The sequence below is a fragment of the Paenibacillus sp. J22P165 genome (genome assembly GCF_059692015.1).
This window is the reverse complement of the sequence record NZ_JCAUAP010000001.1, coordinates 309,711-325,153: the sequence shown is the minus strand read 5'-3', so window position 1 is coordinate 325,153 and position 15,443 is coordinate 309,711. Positions and strand designations below refer to the sequence as shown.

At 43.7% G+C, this 15,443-nt stretch carries 13 protein-coding genes; 1 reads left to right on the top strand and 12 read right to left on the bottom strand.

Features of this window, described 5'->3' with window-relative positions:
- Window positions 1-66: 66 nt before the first annotated feature.
- The 9 genes from AC58QM_RS01415 to AC58QM_RS01375 all read right to left on the bottom strand — a co-directional run bounded on the left by AC58QM_RS01415 (window position 67) and on the right by AC58QM_RS01375 (window position 10,891).
- Window positions 67-1,686: a response regulator transcription factor gene (locus AC58QM_RS01415; RefSeq protein WP_497280751.1), complete on the bottom strand. Its 1,620-nt coding sequence runs from the start codon at window positions 1,684-1,686 to the stop codon at window positions 67-69.
- Between the two features lie 3 nt (window positions 1,687-1,689).
- The gene (locus tag AC58QM_RS01410; protein ID WP_497280749.1) at window positions 1,690-3,429 is read right to left on the bottom strand and encodes a sensor histidine kinase; all 1,740 of its coding nucleotides are present in this window, start codon (window positions 3,427-3,429) and stop codon (window positions 1,690-1,692) included.
- A gap of 89 nt (window positions 3,430-3,518) precedes the next feature.
- Window positions 3,519-5,105: an extracellular solute-binding protein gene (locus AC58QM_RS01405; protein WP_497280748.1), complete on the bottom strand. Its 1,587-nt coding sequence runs from the start codon at window positions 5,103-5,105 to the stop codon at window positions 3,519-3,521.
- A 71-nt stretch (window positions 5,106-5,176) separates the two neighbouring features.
- Entirely contained in the window at window positions 5,177-6,046 is an 870-nt protein-coding gene (locus tag AC58QM_RS01400; protein ID WP_497280746.1) for a carbohydrate ABC transporter permease, read from the bottom strand.
- A gap of 13 nt (window positions 6,047-6,059) precedes the next feature.
- Window positions 6,060-7,007: an ABC transporter permease gene (locus AC58QM_RS01395; protein ID WP_497280745.1), complete on the bottom strand. Its 948-nt coding sequence runs from the start codon at window positions 7,005-7,007 to the stop codon at window positions 6,060-6,062.
- Window positions 7,008-7,462: 455 nt separating this feature from the next.
- The gene (locus AC58QM_RS01390; protein WP_497280743.1) at window positions 7,463-8,347 is read right to left on the bottom strand and encodes an ADP-ribosylglycohydrolase family protein; all 885 of its coding nucleotides are present in this window, start codon (window positions 8,345-8,347) and stop codon (window positions 7,463-7,465) included.
- Between the two features lie 21 nt (window positions 8,348-8,368).
- Window positions 8,369-9,400 (bottom strand): AAA family ATPase, encoded by a 1,032-nt coding sequence (locus AC58QM_RS01385; RefSeq protein WP_497280741.1) that lies wholly within the window; start codon window positions 9,398-9,400, stop codon window positions 8,369-8,371.
- Window positions 9,373-10,041: a nicotinamide riboside transporter PnuC gene (pnuC, locus tag AC58QM_RS01380; RefSeq protein WP_497280739.1), complete on the bottom strand. Its 669-nt coding sequence runs from the start codon at window positions 10,039-10,041 to the stop codon at window positions 9,373-9,375. Before pnuC ends, AC58QM_RS01385 begins: the two co-directional genes overlap by 28 nt.
- A gap of 79 nt (window positions 10,042-10,120) precedes the next feature.
- Window positions 10,121-10,891 carry an NUDIX domain-containing protein gene (locus AC58QM_RS01375; protein WP_497280737.1) on the bottom strand — a complete coding sequence of 257 codons (771 nt, stop codon included), beginning with the start codon at window positions 10,889-10,891 and terminating at the stop codon, window positions 10,121-10,123.
- A 203-nt stretch (window positions 10,892-11,094) separates the two neighbouring features.
- Here AC58QM_RS01375 and AC58QM_RS01370 point away from each other — a divergent pair, with 203 nt between their 5' ends.
- Window positions 11,095-11,985 carry a helix-turn-helix transcriptional regulator gene (locus AC58QM_RS01370; RefSeq protein ID WP_497280735.1) on the top strand — a complete coding sequence of 297 codons (891 nt, stop codon included), beginning with the start codon at window positions 11,095-11,097 and terminating at the stop codon, window positions 11,983-11,985.
- A gap of 110 nt (window positions 11,986-12,095) precedes the next feature.
- Here the strand turns inward: AC58QM_RS01370 and AC58QM_RS01365 are convergent, their stop codons facing one another.
- The 3 genes from AC58QM_RS01365 to AC58QM_RS01355 form a co-directional block, all read right to left on the bottom strand.
- Entirely contained in the window at window positions 12,096-12,965 is an 870-nt protein-coding gene (locus AC58QM_RS01365) for a carbohydrate ABC transporter permease (RefSeq protein ID WP_497280733.1), read from the bottom strand.
- Window positions 12,962-13,885 (bottom strand): carbohydrate ABC transporter permease, encoded by a 924-nt coding sequence (locus tag AC58QM_RS01360; protein WP_497280731.1) that lies wholly within the window; start codon window positions 13,883-13,885, stop codon window positions 12,962-12,964. The genes AC58QM_RS01365 and AC58QM_RS01360 overlap by 4 nt, the downstream gene beginning before the upstream one ends.
- A 72-nt stretch (window positions 13,886-13,957) precedes the next feature.
- Window positions 13,958-15,373 (bottom strand): ABC transporter substrate-binding protein, encoded by a 1,416-nt coding sequence (locus AC58QM_RS01355; RefSeq protein WP_497280729.1) that lies wholly within the window; start codon window positions 15,371-15,373, stop codon window positions 13,958-13,960.
- Window positions 15,374-15,443 lie beyond the last annotated feature (70 nt).

Genomic DNA, 15,443 nt, shown 5'->3' with positions numbered 1-15,443 from the left:
ATACATCTATCATGTTAGTCTTTTTGAACTGGTTTTTTTTACAGGATTTCAAGAAAAACTCATATTTTATTTAGATTCATACCGTGTTATTTTTATCCGATATTGCTTAGGCGTATCACCCGTATATTCTTTAAAGAGTTTGCAAAAATACCCTTCATTGACAATGCCTACTTCCTCGCATAATTCCAATAACGAATAATCCTGCACATTTAACAGTTCGAGCGCCAATTGGATTTTTTTACGGTTGATGTAGCTGATAACACCCTCGTTCATTGTTTTCTTAAAAAGGCTGCTAAAATACGATGGCGCTAAGTTCACATCCTCAGCGATAGCCTCCAGGGTTAAACGCTGTTTCAAGTTTTTCTCTATAAACCGCATAGCTCTCATGATTTCTGCCCGATGCAAAAGTTGACCAGCGTGTACATATTCGAATGTAAAGTCGCTAATATAAGCTAACTGCTCCCGAAATGCCATAAATTCGATCGGGAAATCTGCTATTTCCGTCGTCGAGGTGTTCCCCGATTTAAATTTCATAACAACATCTCTATACAAGTCTCGAAGCATAGGCGCCATGATGGACCTATGGATTTTATGCTCGGTAGCAAATTGGTTCAAGTCAGCAAATTGTTTCTCCAGCTCTTCCTTCGAAACCTGTCTCTGCACCCATACCAGAAAATCAGCCAGTTTCTGCTGAAAATCTACTCTTCTGTCATTTTGGTAATGGAATCGATGCGCGGGTGTTTTGACTACTTTTTCTGCATGATAATAGAAATCCTCACTCACACTTTGCGCTTCCTTATAAGCTTGTTTGATGGATTCCCAGCCTCGATGCGGACCGCCAAAAGCGACAGACACCCTTTGATTCAAAAACTGCTGCAAATGAGAGACGATCTGACTTCCCAAAGCCTGGCAGGCATTTTCCGTATCCATGCTACTTCGATTATTTTCCCAGGAAAGAAAACCAATAAAACGATTATCGGATAGATCCGTAGCTACGCCCCTGCCACAGTTCATCACCGTTTCTTCGATGACATTCGTAATCGCATATTTCAAGATGTTCTGGTCAACCGCCGAATATTCATTTCGAAAATTTTCATACAGATTCATTTCTACAATAAAGCAGCAAAAGTTAGCTTGAAAGACATGGGATTGCATGCTATCTACAAAATTCGATGCCCGCTGAGCGGGTATCTCGCCTCTGATCAGTTCGTTAAAAAATTGCTTACGAACTCTATATTTATTTTCAAGCACGGATATGTTTAAGGATTGAAATTCCTCTTCCTTTTTCCTAACCTCATCCCATATTCCAGCCGCCTTACCCAAAGCTCGATCCAAATCTGCTTCATTCAAAGGAACCTTAACAATGTACTCCAATACATTGGCATGAATAGCTCGCTGTGCATATTCAAATGTCGAATAGGCAGTCAAAAGAATAAATTGAGTATGCGGCAGCTCCGGCTTTAACTGTTCAATCATGGCTATCCCATCCATTCTGGGCATAACGATATCAGAGATGACGATATCCGGTTTGAGCTTTAAAATCTCCTCTATCCCCTTCTGTCCATTATTCGCTTTGCCCACAACATGGAATCGCCTTTCCTTATGGGAAAGCTCGCTAAAAAATAGTTCCAGTCGTTGAATGATTAGATCTTCATCGTCGACAATGAAGCAAGTGTAGTCTCTCACTTTTCATGCATCTCCTTTAAACGAGCCTACCGGGAATACGGCGCGGACACTGGTAAATTCCTGAGGTTTGCTTATGATTTGGAGCCCAAACTGCTCCCCGTAGTGAAGTCTTATTCGACCATGAATGTTATTTAACCCGATTCTTTTCCTCTTTACTTCCGGATTACCTGGGTCTGCCTTTAAAATATGTTCGATGCGATCTGCCGGAATGCCCTCACCTTGATCAATGACTTCGATGATGACGGAGCTGCCCTCCCTGTAGGCATGAATCGTAATCGAGCCTTCGATTCCCCCTCCGTTATAGCCATGAAAGATACTATTCTCCACAATGGGCTGCAGCAGCATTCGAAACACTGGAAAGTCCATTAATTCATCTTCGATTTGTTCAATCAAGTTGAAGTGCCTGTTATAACGGATGTTCTGAATCTTGATATAGTCCGAGACATTGCGCAACTCCTGACGTAGTGAAACCTTCTCTGCAGCGTCGGCGATCCCGTATTCCAATAAGGAAATGAGAGATCCGATCACCACATCTACTTTCTCTAATTGCCCGAGACGTATGACATTGCTGATAGACCCTAACGTGTTATACAGAAAATGAGGGTTTATTTGCGATTGCAGCACTTGAATTTCAAGTTTCCGTTCCAGTTCATTATGAAGCTCTGCTCGCCGAATCAGCTCCATAATTTGCTGCAGCATACGATCGAATGCGCGGGAAAGATCCCCGAATTCATCATTTCGCTTAATGATAACTGTCGTAGTCAGATCGCCCTGCTCTACCCGCTTCATCGTTGTTTTGAGTGCATAGAGCGGATTCCTTATATACTTGGCGATAAAAAAGGAAATGAACAAACTCAAGATCAGGCCTGCAACTAGAAGTCCGAGATAATAGTTTTCCAATCTGGACAACGCAGCTTCTAGACGAGATTCATCGTTCATCGAGATGAGGAACCAATTGAATTTCTCCGTCGGTTTCTTCAGAATGGAGACGGGTAAGCCATCTTTGGTATGGAGTTGAAGGCTTGTTCCCGTCGTATCCAAAATTTGTTCGGCTGACATTTCACCAATTGAAAAAGTATGGTCTTGAATACTTATAGGTCCTCTATTTTCCGAAAATCCAGCAATGATTTTACCCGATGTGGTAATCAGGGCCAGATTCATTTGTTCTTTTTTATTAATCTTAAACAAGGTTTCTTCAATGGCATTTAGATCCAAATCTACGGCAATAGCCATAGGAGTCGGAGTGCCGTTCAGATATCGCACCATTGTAACGGTCCAGCCAGAATACTTCGATATATAAGGATCACTGACAAAGGTAGTTCGTTTGTTTTTGTCAGCCGCATCAAACAAAGGTTTTCTATCCGATAAAGGTTCATCAAAAATTCGCGTAGTCGTACTTCCGCCTAGAATGGATAAATCGCTATTAATCAAATAAATGTTACTTACATAATTACTGTTAAGCTCATAGAGCTCTCTTAATTGCTTTTTTATCACTTCTGTGTTGGAAATGTTTGCTTTCACCGATGTTTCGACTGAGAACAAGATCGTCTGGAAGGAGGAAAAATTAACCGTTAAATACTGGTCAACTTTATCCAATATTTGATTTGTGTAATAAATGTCGTTGGTTCTGATTTCCTTTTGGACATAGCGATAGGACAATTGACTTATTAAGATGATGCAGCTTAAGACAAACGCGAACACGATCATAAATAGTTTTATAGGCAAGCTGATTCTTCTTCGCATCGCTCATCTTCCTTTTACATCTGTAGTAAACTCAGCATAGCATAGGACAACAAAGAGAGGGGCGATTTATCGCCACTCTCTTCGTTCATTTACTTGATTAAACCTGCTTCTTTAAATTGTTTCACGGCTGTATCCTTATATTTTTGCATGTCGAACTTGGTATCCAATGTTTTGAGGAAATTATCCCAGTTGGTTAGAGGATCTTTGCCAGACATAAATTTGACTAAGCTTTCATTAATAAAACGTGTGCGGTCAGCTGCCAAAGAATCACTCGGATCTGCCGTCAACAAGTTACCAGGCAAAGTAAGACCTACATATTGCTGATTGTTCGTGAAAGCTTCTGCCGTCTTCGGATTCTGGAAGCTGAAGTACTCGGCATCATCGCCACGGCGCGGCATTCTATAATGATCCACCCATAAGTATTTCTCTTTCACTTCCTTGGATAATTCAGAGGTTTTATTTTTGATCTTGCCGTCTACGACATCCCAATGAATCCCTTTAATTCCGTATGCGAAATTCGGATAGGCTTCTTTGTCCGTAAACATATATTCCAGCATAGCCAGGATTCGAATGATTTTTTCCTTATCCGCTTTCTTGGAAATGGCCCATGAATTGCCTTGGAACGATTTTCTCTCTACGATTTGATCCCCGTAAGGCCCTTTCATTGGAGGAATAACGATCCATTCTGGTATCTCTCCGCCGATTTCTTTCATTTTCTGCTGATAATCCGGCTCCAGTCTGCGGGCATCTCTAATCATAAAGCCAACTTTACCTTTAAATAACTTCTGGTCCAATAGATCAGGTGTATTCATCGTCACCCAGTCTGGGTCCACCACTTTCGCTGTCATCATTTTATTAATGTAAGCGAGTGCTTCCTTCATTTTAGGATCAATAAATAAGTACACAGGTTTGTTATCTTTCACATCAATGGCGGAGGGAGGATTGACACCAAACATCCACATCAAGCTATCAAAACCATAGGTTTGCAGATTGCCTTCTTTATTCATACCGCCTATGAATCCGTACGTATCGTTCTTGCCATTTCCGTCTGGGTCTTTCTCCGTAAAGGCTTTCATCACTTCGAACAATTCGTCAGGGGTTGTCGGCACTTTCAAGCCTAGCTTTTTTAACCAATCATTACGGATGAAGAAGCTACGACTGATACCGTTTACATTATCATAACCGGGAACTCCAATCGTTTTGCCCAGATAGGATGTCGCCTCCCAAGAGTCTTTAGCAAAACGCTTCTTCAATTCAGGAAATTGATCTAAGTATGGGGTCAAATCTGCAAGAACACCTTGATCATAATATTGTGCGAGATCGGAACGACTCTTCAAGAAGAGCAAATCGGGAATATCTCCACCTGCAATAAGTGTATTGAGTTTAGTTGTTGCTTGCCCAGCTTGAGGAATCGTCATATCCAAGTCAATGTTCATCGCCTTTTCCAACATTTGGCGTTGAATATCCTCCTCACGTGGAGGTAGCGGAGCGGCAGCATTGAACGTACCTTGGTTAAACATCGAAATCTTCATTTTGGTCGCAAACTTGTTAGCCTCGGATTGAGGGCTGCTCGAAGCTGTCTGCTTAACTTCTTCTTGGTTCCCACATGCTGACAATAGCGTTCCGAGCCCTACTATAGCAGCCAGAACAGTCCATGTAATTTTTTTACGTTCCATATTGACCTCTCCTTTTGCTTGTATCTATATTATCACGGTGTCCCCGTAACAACCTAGGTAGGAATTGCCTTTTAACCTTTAATCGATCCCATGAGTACACCTTTTGTAAAATGCTTTTGCATAAAAGGGTACACGATTAAGATCGGAACCGTCGTCACGACGACAGCAGCCATTTGCACAGCAAACTTGCTCACAGTTCCGGAATTAGCCATCGATTCAGCGCTTTCTGATGCAATGTTAAGCAGAATGTTGCGCAAGACAACTTGCAGCGGCATTAAGTTCGCATCATTCAAATAAACAATGGCATCGAAATAACTGTTCCAATGCCCTACGGCGTAAAATAAGGAAATTGTGGCAAGCACGGGCATAGAGAGGGGTAAAATGATCCTCCATAGCGCTTGAAGCTCACTTGCGCCGTCGACTCTTGCCGATTCCTCGATTTCAGCAGGCAATTGCTCGAAAAAGCCTTTAATAATAACCAGATTAAATGCACTAATCAGAGTCGGAATAATTAATACCCATGGACTGTCTAACAATCCCAGTGAGCGGATTAACAAATACGTCGGAATTAATCCTCCGCTGAACATCATGGTAAACACAATGAAGATTAAAAATGTGCTGCGCCCTGGCAAATATTTTTTGGATAATGGATAAGCAGCTAGTACCGTAAAGAGTACATTAAGCGCCGTGCCTACGATCGTTCGAAACAACGTAATTTTATACGCCTGCCCTATACCATGCGAAATGAATACCTCTTTATAGGCTAAGAACGTATAGGATTCTGGTATGATCACAATCCCTTTTCTCACTACTTCCGATTCTGGCGTCACGGATACGGCAACGACATATAAAAAGGGAAGTAAGCAAAGTAGGGCTAGTATAATAAGAATAGAATATACGACTACTTGCCATATTTTTTCCCCGACTGTTAGATTAATCATCTATAAAACCACCTCACCAAATTTGCCCATCGAATTTTTTGGCAATCTTGTTCGCAGCCAAAACTAAAGCAAATCCGATGATAGCTTTAAACAATCCCACAGCCGTAGCCAAACCAATCTTAAGACGCTCCAACCCTTCACGGTATACCCATGTGTCGATAATATCGATCTTCTCCTGGTTAAAGCTGTTGGCAAACATGAATATTTGGTCAAATCCAGCGTCCAGAATATGACTTAATTTCAGGATTAGCATTAAAATTATGACGCCTCGAATGCCGGGTAATGTGACATGCCATAACTGTCTCAACTTGGAAGCCCCATCCATGCGAGCTGCTTCATATAAACTTGGATCAATGCCCGCTAATGCGGCAAGGTACAAGATCGCTCCCCAGCCAATATCCTTCCATATTTCAGATAGGATGATCAGCAGTCTACCCCAGGCAGGTTCCGTTAGGAAGGAGATCGGCTGAATCCCATTTTGCTTAAAAATCATGTTAAAAAGGCCATCCCCTGGTGCTAGTAACGCCACCATCAGTCCATAAACAATGACCCAAGATAGAAAATGGGGTAGATACGTGATCGTCTGCACAATTTTCTTAAACCATTGGGTATACACTTCATTGAGAAGCAAAGCCAGTACGATAGGAGCAGAGAAACCGAACAATAGCTTATACAGCGATATGATGATCGTATTTCGCATAATGTCCCAGAAATAAACGCCATTGATAAAATCTTTGAAATTCTTAAGTCCCACCCATGGGCTATCCCATAGTCCCAAAGCTAGGTTATAGTTTTTAAAAGCAATAATGATTCCCGCCATTGGAATATATTTGAATACGGCAAAGTACACTAATGCCGGAAATAAGAGCGCATACATGACTTTATATCTTTGTATTGTTCTTATCCATGAATCCCGTTTCTTCGGGGTGGGATGGGCGTCCGTTGCCAGTTTTGCTTGCATGTCATCACCTCGTCTTTGTTTATATGTGTATCTTAGCATCCGCTAATCGGATAAATTTCTGTGATTTCTAGAATTTCTTACAAGATATTAAGTAGTGGGGACTTGGGTCATTTTCATACCATATAGCCAACTTATGTCTCCCAGTCTGCGTAGCTTATGGGGATTAACTGGATTTCCTACATCTATTTCCGGGCAAAATTAGCCTCTGGGGAGTTTAACTGGATTTTCTACCTCTAATTTTGGTCGAAATGCCCCGTTTGGAGGTATTGGTCTGAAATAACGGGAGGAAATCCAGTTAGTTTGCGGAATACCGTAAATTCGCTTGGATTAGCTGGAGAAAATCCAGTTATTCACTTGGCTGTCGCTTCCCCAAACCCCAGAAATGAAAAAAAGGACAGAGTGAGCGCTACCTTGTTCAGGTGCTTTCACTTTGTCCGTAAGTCATTTTCATATCGCTACAACCCATCCCTCAACCCAACCAACCTCACCGCAATCGCATCCAACCGCTTCCTAATCAGGATCGCCTCCGCATATTTAGCAGGAATCCCATCATAGCCATAATAAATGCCTGCCAACCCACCGGCAATGGCACCTATCGTATCCGAGTCTTCGCCTAGGTTAGCCGCCTTTTGAACAACTTCACTAAAGTCGGAAGCTTCCAGCAAAATGTGGAGCACCCAGCGGAACGTATTCACAACGAAGCCGGTAGCTTCGCAACTAGGCTCGGACGTAAGTATACGTTCATACTCCGTTCCAATCAGCTCCTGCTGGATGACCTCTTTCAACTCTTCCCCCTGGAGCAGCCGGAAAGCAATGCGATTATAGAGGATGCAAGCCTCATTGCATCTTTCGTCATAGTGGGTCATTTTCGATTGCATATGGGAAATTCGCTCGATATCTTTCCACTCCGTGTACGCCAACGCTACTGGCAAACAGCGCATCAGTGAACCATTCCCAGCACTTTGGCCCATTTCAATGTGCGTGACATAAGCCGCCTCGAACCAACTCTCCTTCACATTTTCAAAGGTATGTCTGATGATGTTGCCGATATCTTTCGGTCTCGTTTGGTACCATTTCATGAACTGATCACCGATAGCATCCAAAGGGTGTGCTGGGTTTTCCAAAATCCCCTCCGCCACACACAACGTCATCATCGTATCATCTGTCACTTCACCAGGCTCCAATCGCCAAACGCCCCCACCAATGATCTCCGTCAAATAGCCATATCTCGCTTGGATTTCCAGGACACTCATGAATTCGGTCGTACCGCCTAACGCATCACCGATCGCGACGCCGTAGATCCCGCCTTTGATTTTATTCAACAAGTCGTGTTTGTTCATGCACATTACTCCTTCCAACCGCTACCTGTTTGGCTTCATTATACATTCACTCAAGCTATGATATTTCTGATATGATTTCAAAATATGACAGACTTTCTCTGCTCTCTCCTCGAGCGTTCCTTGTAATAGGAAATACGGGATCTGTCTCATTTTGAGATCAGCAATAATCTGCTTCTGGAACACAAATCGCTGCACCTCTCCCGAACGATCCCAAGTATCCGCATAAGGAATATCCGTATCACATACAAAAACAAGCTCATACCGCGACGCCGCATCCACAGCCAGTTGAGTCAAACGTGGCGTAGCCGTACCGTGATAATAATGGGAAAACATATACGTTGTAATCGCATTAGTATCCACGAAGAGGACATCTCGCGCTTCTTTCACAAGTAACTCTTCTCTTGCCAAATGCCCCTCCGCGATCTCTTCCAACTGCTCTAACGATAATCTGCGATCCACCTGGTGCTTCTCCCAATATTCCCGTCCGTACTCCACCATCCAACTTGTATCCATCTGTTTCGCCATGTAAGCAGTAAGCGTGGATTTCCCCGTCGAGGGAGCACCAAGAAATACGACTTTGGTAATCAGATCTTTATAAACAACCGGACTCAGAAACTTTCTATTATCAAAAGGATTCCCCCGCACTTGCGTGCCCGAGACCGGAAACGTGTCCCGATCCGGATCAACCTGGCGATTAACTGCCCCCAAAGCCGCGCTCATGTGATCACCATAAAACTCACTGGAATAGAAATGTGTGATCTTCCGCCCCTCCAGCTTCTGCAGGATATAGGCTTCATGCGTCCTTTTAATCGCCCGCGTATCGCCTATTTCAACGGGACCGTCCCACGCTTCGATAACATGCACCTGCGGGTAAAGGGTACGAATCCAATTGGATCGCACACGCAAAGGGATATCCGTCGTTTCTGGACAATCATAGATGACAACGATCACTTCATCCATCTCCTTGATCGCAGTCTCAATCATGAATTGATGACCTGCATGCAGGGGTGCAAACTTGCCTAAAGTTAAACCTGTTCTGTTGTTTTGTGACATATGAGATTCCTCCGTTCTATGTTGTGTAGTTCACGTTTCCATCCAACATATCCAGCGGTGGCGATGAACAAGAAAATAAGGTATAAGAAGGCCACAGCATACAAATCTTTGTACGCATACATCGCTACCGACATCACGTCAACAGCAATCCAGATGAGCCAATTTTCTAGCACTTTGGACGAAAGCAGATACTGTGCAAGGAGGCTTAACGTAGCAATGAAAGAATCGGCATACGGAATCGAGGCATCCGTGTACGTTTGTAGCACATAGCCCCAGAGCAGGGTCATCACCACCAAACATACACTTAATATAAACGTGAGTCTCGGTGTTATTTGTCTAGTCGGACGCACCTTGGTACCTTCTCTTTTCGTCAGCCAAATGATCCAACCATACACGCTCAAGACGAAAAAGAACACCTGCAGCATCGTATCCGCATATAATTTCTCTTCCCAGAACATCACGAAGAAACAACCCACATTGACCAGTCCAATTGGCCATGACCAGATGTTTTCCTTCGCTGTTAACCATACGCACAACAAGCCTGTCGTAGTCGCGACGATCTCAATTGCCGTTGATGACGTGTACATCGCAATCGCAACCATACCGACGAATAATGCCACAAGCGTCCATGCTTTTCTCATACGTAACGCCTCCTCAAGATTAACTTTCAACGCGCTAATATTATCAATATGATATTATCAAAAGATAAAAGAGAAGCGCCTAGCTGTAAATCGACAGCTGAGGCGTCAGATCCGTGAAACGATAGAGCTGTGCAGCTCTCTGCGAGTAGCGATTGGAAAGCTTCGGCTCTCCGTTACGATCCACCGCTTCTTCAATAATGCCTTTGCGGCTTTGCGTTGAGGTAATTTTGCGGATGAAGTTGCTTTCCTCAAAATGCGGCACAACCGTTTGAATCACTTGATACAGCTCACCAATGGTGAACTCTTCGGGAAGGAACTCCTTGGCAATGGTTGTCGTTAGCATCTTTTTCTGAATCTGATGCAAGGCATCCGTCAATATCTCCCGATGATCAAAAGCCAACGTCAGCCCAAGCGCTTCCTCCACCGTAAATAAGTGAACATCAGACGCATCTGTATCGGCACGCCTTTCAGCCAACAATCTCTCATGAACTAAAGCATAAAAAGCGTGGGAAATGATCCATCCTCTCGGATCACGTCCAGGTTCGCTGTAGACGTTTAAATATTCCATATGAACATCCGCAACGCCCGTCTCCTCTTGGAGCTCTCTCCGAGCACAGGTGTACATACTCTCTGACTCTTGGCAAAACCCGCCAGGTAAAGCCCATTGGCCCTCGAATGGCCATTGTTTTCTTTGTATGAGCAGAACCTTTAGTTCTCTAATCGGCAGTGCCTTTTTGGTTGTGTTCTTTTCCGTTGAGGTGATGGTGAAAATAACAATATCACTCGGTGCACCGTCCGGTGTCCGATACTTATTGGAGGAGTAGTTCGACTCTTTTTCGTTCGTGTCCATTGTGGCACCTGCTTTCATAACTTTAATGTCGATTTGATATTATCATTATGACATATTAAATACGGATGTCAAGTGGGCATTAGCCTATCTTCTTGTTATATCTCGCCAAAATCGCTTTCTTTCACAAGGCACATCACGTAAAATATAACTAAGCATATCCATCGCACACGTTGGATACAAATTCGATCTTATAGAGGTAGGCTATGAAACCAACCGTTCTTCACTTCATCGCTCCACCGATTCCTTATTTTTTAGATTGCGGAAGCGCTTACTACGATATTGGAGAAAGTCATATAAGTAGAACTAACATCGGTGCCTTCGACCTCATCGTCGTTAAGAAGGGCACTATTTTCATCGGCGAAGGTACGAATGAGTGGACGCTCCAGCAGAATGATGCCATCATTCTAAGACCCGATCTTTCGCATTTTGGAACCGCTCCTTGTGAGCAACAATCCGAAATCCTTTGGATCCATTTCCATACGTATGGCGCTTGGGATGAGTACATGGATATGGATGCGTGTTTAGAGAATCAGAACACTCTGATTGAGGATCACAAACAAAAGGCATTTCTAAATCATGCTGAAGTGAATTCCATATTCATCCCCAAATATATGAAACTCAATCACAAAGCCTTAGAAATCTTAGAATATTTCTTCGATTTGGAACAGGAATCGCGCTCCCAACGCAATTGGCGGAAACAGAATACGTTTCAATTGTTTATGCAGCATATTAACCGTGAATTAATTTCAACAACCGACATGACTGCCTTTCATTTAGCTGAGAAAGTTGAGCTATTTATTCGCCAAAATTATACGAAAAAAATTTCCAACTCCCTCTTACAAGAGCATCTTAATTATCATCCTAACTACATCGCCAAATGTATGTTGAAAGTGTTCGGGATGACCCCCAATGATTATTTGCTTCAATTTCGTATCGAACAATCCAAGAAGCTGTTGATTCAAACGAATTGGACTATGGCGAGAGTTGCGGAAGAGAGTGGCTTTCAGCACGCCTCCTACTTCTCACATTGCTTCTCAACCAAAGAAGGGATCTCACCTTTAAATTTCCGCAAAAACTATACAGGCCATTCATGACCGTCATAAGACCGGACACGGGATGTCACAATAGATTTATTTAAAAATATCAACCTGAAAAAAACCCTTAAAGGATTATCCTTCAAGGGGTTCTATTTTGTACAGCCAGATTAACTTTTCATACCGGTCAACGTGATTCCTTCTACAAAATACTTTTGACCAATCAGGTAGAAAATGACGCCTGGCGCAAAGGACAGGCATGTGGCTGCCATCGTCAACGACCAATCTTGCTTTAATTGACCTTTAAAATTGGTAAGCCCCAACGCTATGGTGAATTTTTCGCTCGAATTGATGTAAATCATCTGTTGGAGCAGATCATTCCATAGGCCGATGAAAATAAACAAGGCGACGACGATCATAGCGGGCTTAATCGCTGGCATAATAATGCTGAACAAAATCCGGAAGTACCCAGCCCCGTCTATCGTGGCCGCTTGGTCGAGTTCTCTCGGTATGGAGAGAATGAACTGCCTGATCAGAAAGATATTGAAAGCGCCGCCGCCGCAAAAATAGGGCAAAATCAATGGCAGATAGCTGTCATGGAGCCCCAACCCCCGTGTCCATCCAATGTACAGGGGGATGAGCGTTACCATGGCAGGCAAGAGCATTGAACCGACGCATAGGATCCAGATCAATTGTTTGCCTCTGAAGCGCAACCTCGCAAAGGCATATCCGCACAAGGTAGCCGTGAACGTCCCCCCCAAACAGGAAGGAACGATAATGATCATCGTATTCCACAAATATTTCCAAAACTTAAATATGTTCAATGTTTTTTCATAGTTGGAAAACAACCAATTTTTCGGAATGAGAGACGGCGGATACTTGTAGATCTCGGGATTCGTCATCAGTGACGTACGGAAAATCCACCAAATCGGGAAGAGTACGATGAGGGCAAATACAATGACGACTATAAGTGTAAGCACGTTCATCGTTCGTTCACTGCGTTTCTTGCTTTTTAACCTGGCGTATACGACTTCGCTCATTTATCGTCGTCTCCTTCGGAAAAGATCCACCGTTTCGACGTCTTGAACAAAACGGCAGTAAATGCGGCAAGAATGGCGAAAATAATAAAGGTCGTCGCGCAGGCATAGCCCAGCTTGTAATTGACGAAAGCCTGATCATACATCAGATAAGTCATGAATCGAGAAGAGTTGCCTGGACCGCCATTGGTCAGAGCAAGGGCTGGCGTAACGACTTGGAGATTAGCGATCAGACTCAGCAGCAGGTTGTAAAAGATGATCGGCGTCATACATGGCAAAGTGATATGAAGAAAGCGATTCCATCCGTTCGCGCCATCCATTTCAGCCGCTTCATGATAGACGCTCGGCACACTCTGAAGACCAGCCAAAAAAATAACGATTAAGTTCCCCGACAGCCAGACCGCAATCAATGAAAGAGATGGAATTACGTAATTGGAATCCGCAATAAAGAGAATTTTATTCAATCCGATTTCGGAGAGGAGATAGTTGAAGAAACCAAAATTGGCCTCATAAAGCCAGGACCATCCTACATATATAGCGGCAGCAGGCAAAACGAAAGGCACATAGAATACGGCTCTGAAGAATCCTCTTGCTGGAATTTTTCGATTCAACAGCATCGCGATGAAAAGTGAATAAACCATGCTTCCGGCTACGGATAAAAATGCGAAGTAGAGCGTAGCGATAATTGAATCTTTAATATAAGGATCGGTGGTAAATAGCGTGATGTAATTGCTGAAGCCGATAAATTCAGGGTTTTTTAGCCCCGTCCAATTCGTCATACTAATACCCAACACACCAAGAAGAGGTAGATAAGTCAGGAAGATTAATCCGAGTATGGCCGGAATCAAGCATATGTAAGCAACTCTTGCCTCGCTTGAAAAAAAGCGGGAACGGCGTTGCTGAGGTTTATTACAGGTATCCATATCTTGCCCCCCACCTCATATGTGAAGGATGACCGCCGCTTGCTTATTTTTGACGGTCATCCTTCCTAAACGTTATTTTTTGCCTTTATTGGCTGCTTTCAAAGCTTCGAGATTTTTGGTAATGGCATCCTTGGCGGTAGCTTTTCCGGTCCAAACATCCCCCAAAGTCGATGCCAGCAAGGTGTTAAAGTCCGTCGTATGATTCGTATAGAACCAGGCAGCGGGTCTGGCGGCTGAGGATTGCGCATAATCGACGACTGCGGACTTGTATTCGTTATACGGAGGGAAGTTCTTATTGTCAACCCATTTATGGGTAAGCGTTTCATCCGTATACCACTTTTTCAGCGTTGGCATCCAAATGCCCGATGAGATTAGTCCCCAGTTGTTTTCTTCGGCCGTGTACCATTTGAGCCATTCCATCGCTTCTTTCGGATGCTTGGTTTGGGAGAACACGACATTGGCACCGCCCGTGTTGAGAGTAACCTTTTCCTTCATATAAGGTAATACCGCTACACCATATTTCAATCCTGCATCCTTGGCCGCATTCAAGCTAGTGCCTATGTTCCACTGGCCGTTCGTGGCCATGGCAACCGTTCCTGCGATGATCGTACGCTGAATGCCATCATCCGTCTGTCCAACAGACAACGGGGCAACTTTGTCTTTCAAGTACAGATCCGCGACTTTCTGGATCGCTGCGATACTAGCGTCTTCCCCGATTCTCACAGATGTACCATCACCCGAATAGAAACCGCCGCCGTTACTAAGCACCCAAGCTTCCAACTGCCATGCCAAATTTTCGATGGATGCGCCGTACTGAACGATGCTCTGCGGATTAAAGCCAGCCTCGTCAGCATGTTTGCCATTCTTATCGACCGTCAGCTTTTTGGCCGTAGCTACGAATTCATCCCATGTCCATGCTTTATCGAGTGCGGATGGCGGATAAGATACTTTCGCTTTGTCGAACATGTCTTTGTTGTAATAAAGGAGCAGGATTTCATTCGCAGCGGCATAGGCTACGGTTTTACCTTGATATTTGTAAGCTAGGCTATCCAGCGGCTTGCTGTCACTTCCCGAGTACATGGCACTTACATCATTCAACATACCATCGGAGGACCATTGGATGACGCCATCCTCCTTCAATATTCCCGTATCTGGTAATTGACCTGCTGTTGCCTGCGTATTCAGTTTGGTCATGTAGTTTTCCCAAGGTATTGCTTGCACTTTGACTTCAATTTTGTTTTGAGAAGCATTAAACTTATCCGCTGCTGCCTGGGTTGCGCTTCCTTCAGCCTCACTTCCCCACATCGAATAGGTAATCTTAACCTTCTCCGTGGAAGGAGCTGCCGTCTTCTCTGGTGCTTTTGTAGCTGCTTCTCCCGTTGTTGGCGATGCGCTTGGTTTATCGTTATTCGTGGAGCATCCAGCCATCATGCTTAAGATCAAAACCATAGATACGCTAAACATGAATCCTTTTTTCATTGTTTTCATATTAACCCCTCCATCATAATAATTCGCCGTCACTCCTTAATTCCTCCCGCGTGGACGGGGAATATTTCAT

What these genes read in the sequence shown, in the direction of transcription:
- AC58QM_RS01410 (WP_497280749.1), bottom strand. Translation starts at nt 3,429, where the DNA reads ATGCGAAGAAGAATCAGCTTGCCTATAAAACTATTTATGATCGTGTTC.
- AC58QM_RS01405 (WP_497280748.1), bottom strand. Translation starts at nt 5,105, where the DNA reads ATGGAACGTAAAAAAATTACATGGACTGTTCTGGCTGCTATAGTAGGG.
- AC58QM_RS01400 (WP_497280746.1), bottom strand. Translation starts at nt 6,046, where the DNA reads ATGATTAATCTAACAGTCGGGGAAAAAATATGGCAAGTAGTCGTATAT.
- AC58QM_RS01395 (WP_497280745.1), bottom strand. Translation starts at nt 7,007, where the DNA reads ATGCAAGCAAAACTGGCAACGGACGCCCATCCCACCCCGAAGAAACGG.
- AC58QM_RS01390 (WP_497280743.1), bottom strand. Translation starts at nt 8,347, where the DNA reads ATGAACAAACACGACTTGTTGAATAAAATCAAAGGCGGGATCTACGGC.
- AC58QM_RS01385 (WP_497280741.1), bottom strand. Translation starts at nt 9,400, where the DNA reads ATGTCACAAAACAACAGAACAGGTTTAACTTTAGGCAAGTTTGCACCC.
- pnuC (WP_497280739.1), bottom strand. Translation starts at nt 10,041, where the DNA reads ATGAGAAAAGCATGGACGCTTGTGGCATTATTCGTCGGTATGGTTGCG.
- AC58QM_RS01375 (WP_497280737.1), bottom strand. Translation starts at nt 10,891, where the DNA reads ATGGACACGAACGAAAAAGAGTCGAACTACTCCTCCAATAAGTATCGG.
- AC58QM_RS01370 (WP_497280735.1), top strand. Translation starts at nt 11,095, where the DNA reads ATGAAACCAACCGTTCTTCACTTCATCGCTCCACCGATTCCTTATTTT.
- AC58QM_RS01365 (WP_497280733.1), bottom strand. Translation starts at nt 12,965, where the DNA reads ATGAGCGAAGTCGTATACGCCAGGTTAAAAAGCAAGAAACGCAGTGAA.
- AC58QM_RS01360 (WP_497280731.1), bottom strand. Translation starts at nt 13,885, where the DNA reads ATGGATACCTGTAATAAACCTCAGCAACGCCGTTCCCGCTTTTTTTCA.
- AC58QM_RS01355 (WP_497280729.1), bottom strand. Translation starts at nt 15,373, where the DNA reads ATGAAAACAATGAAAAAAGGATTCATGTTTAGCGTATCTATGGTTTTG.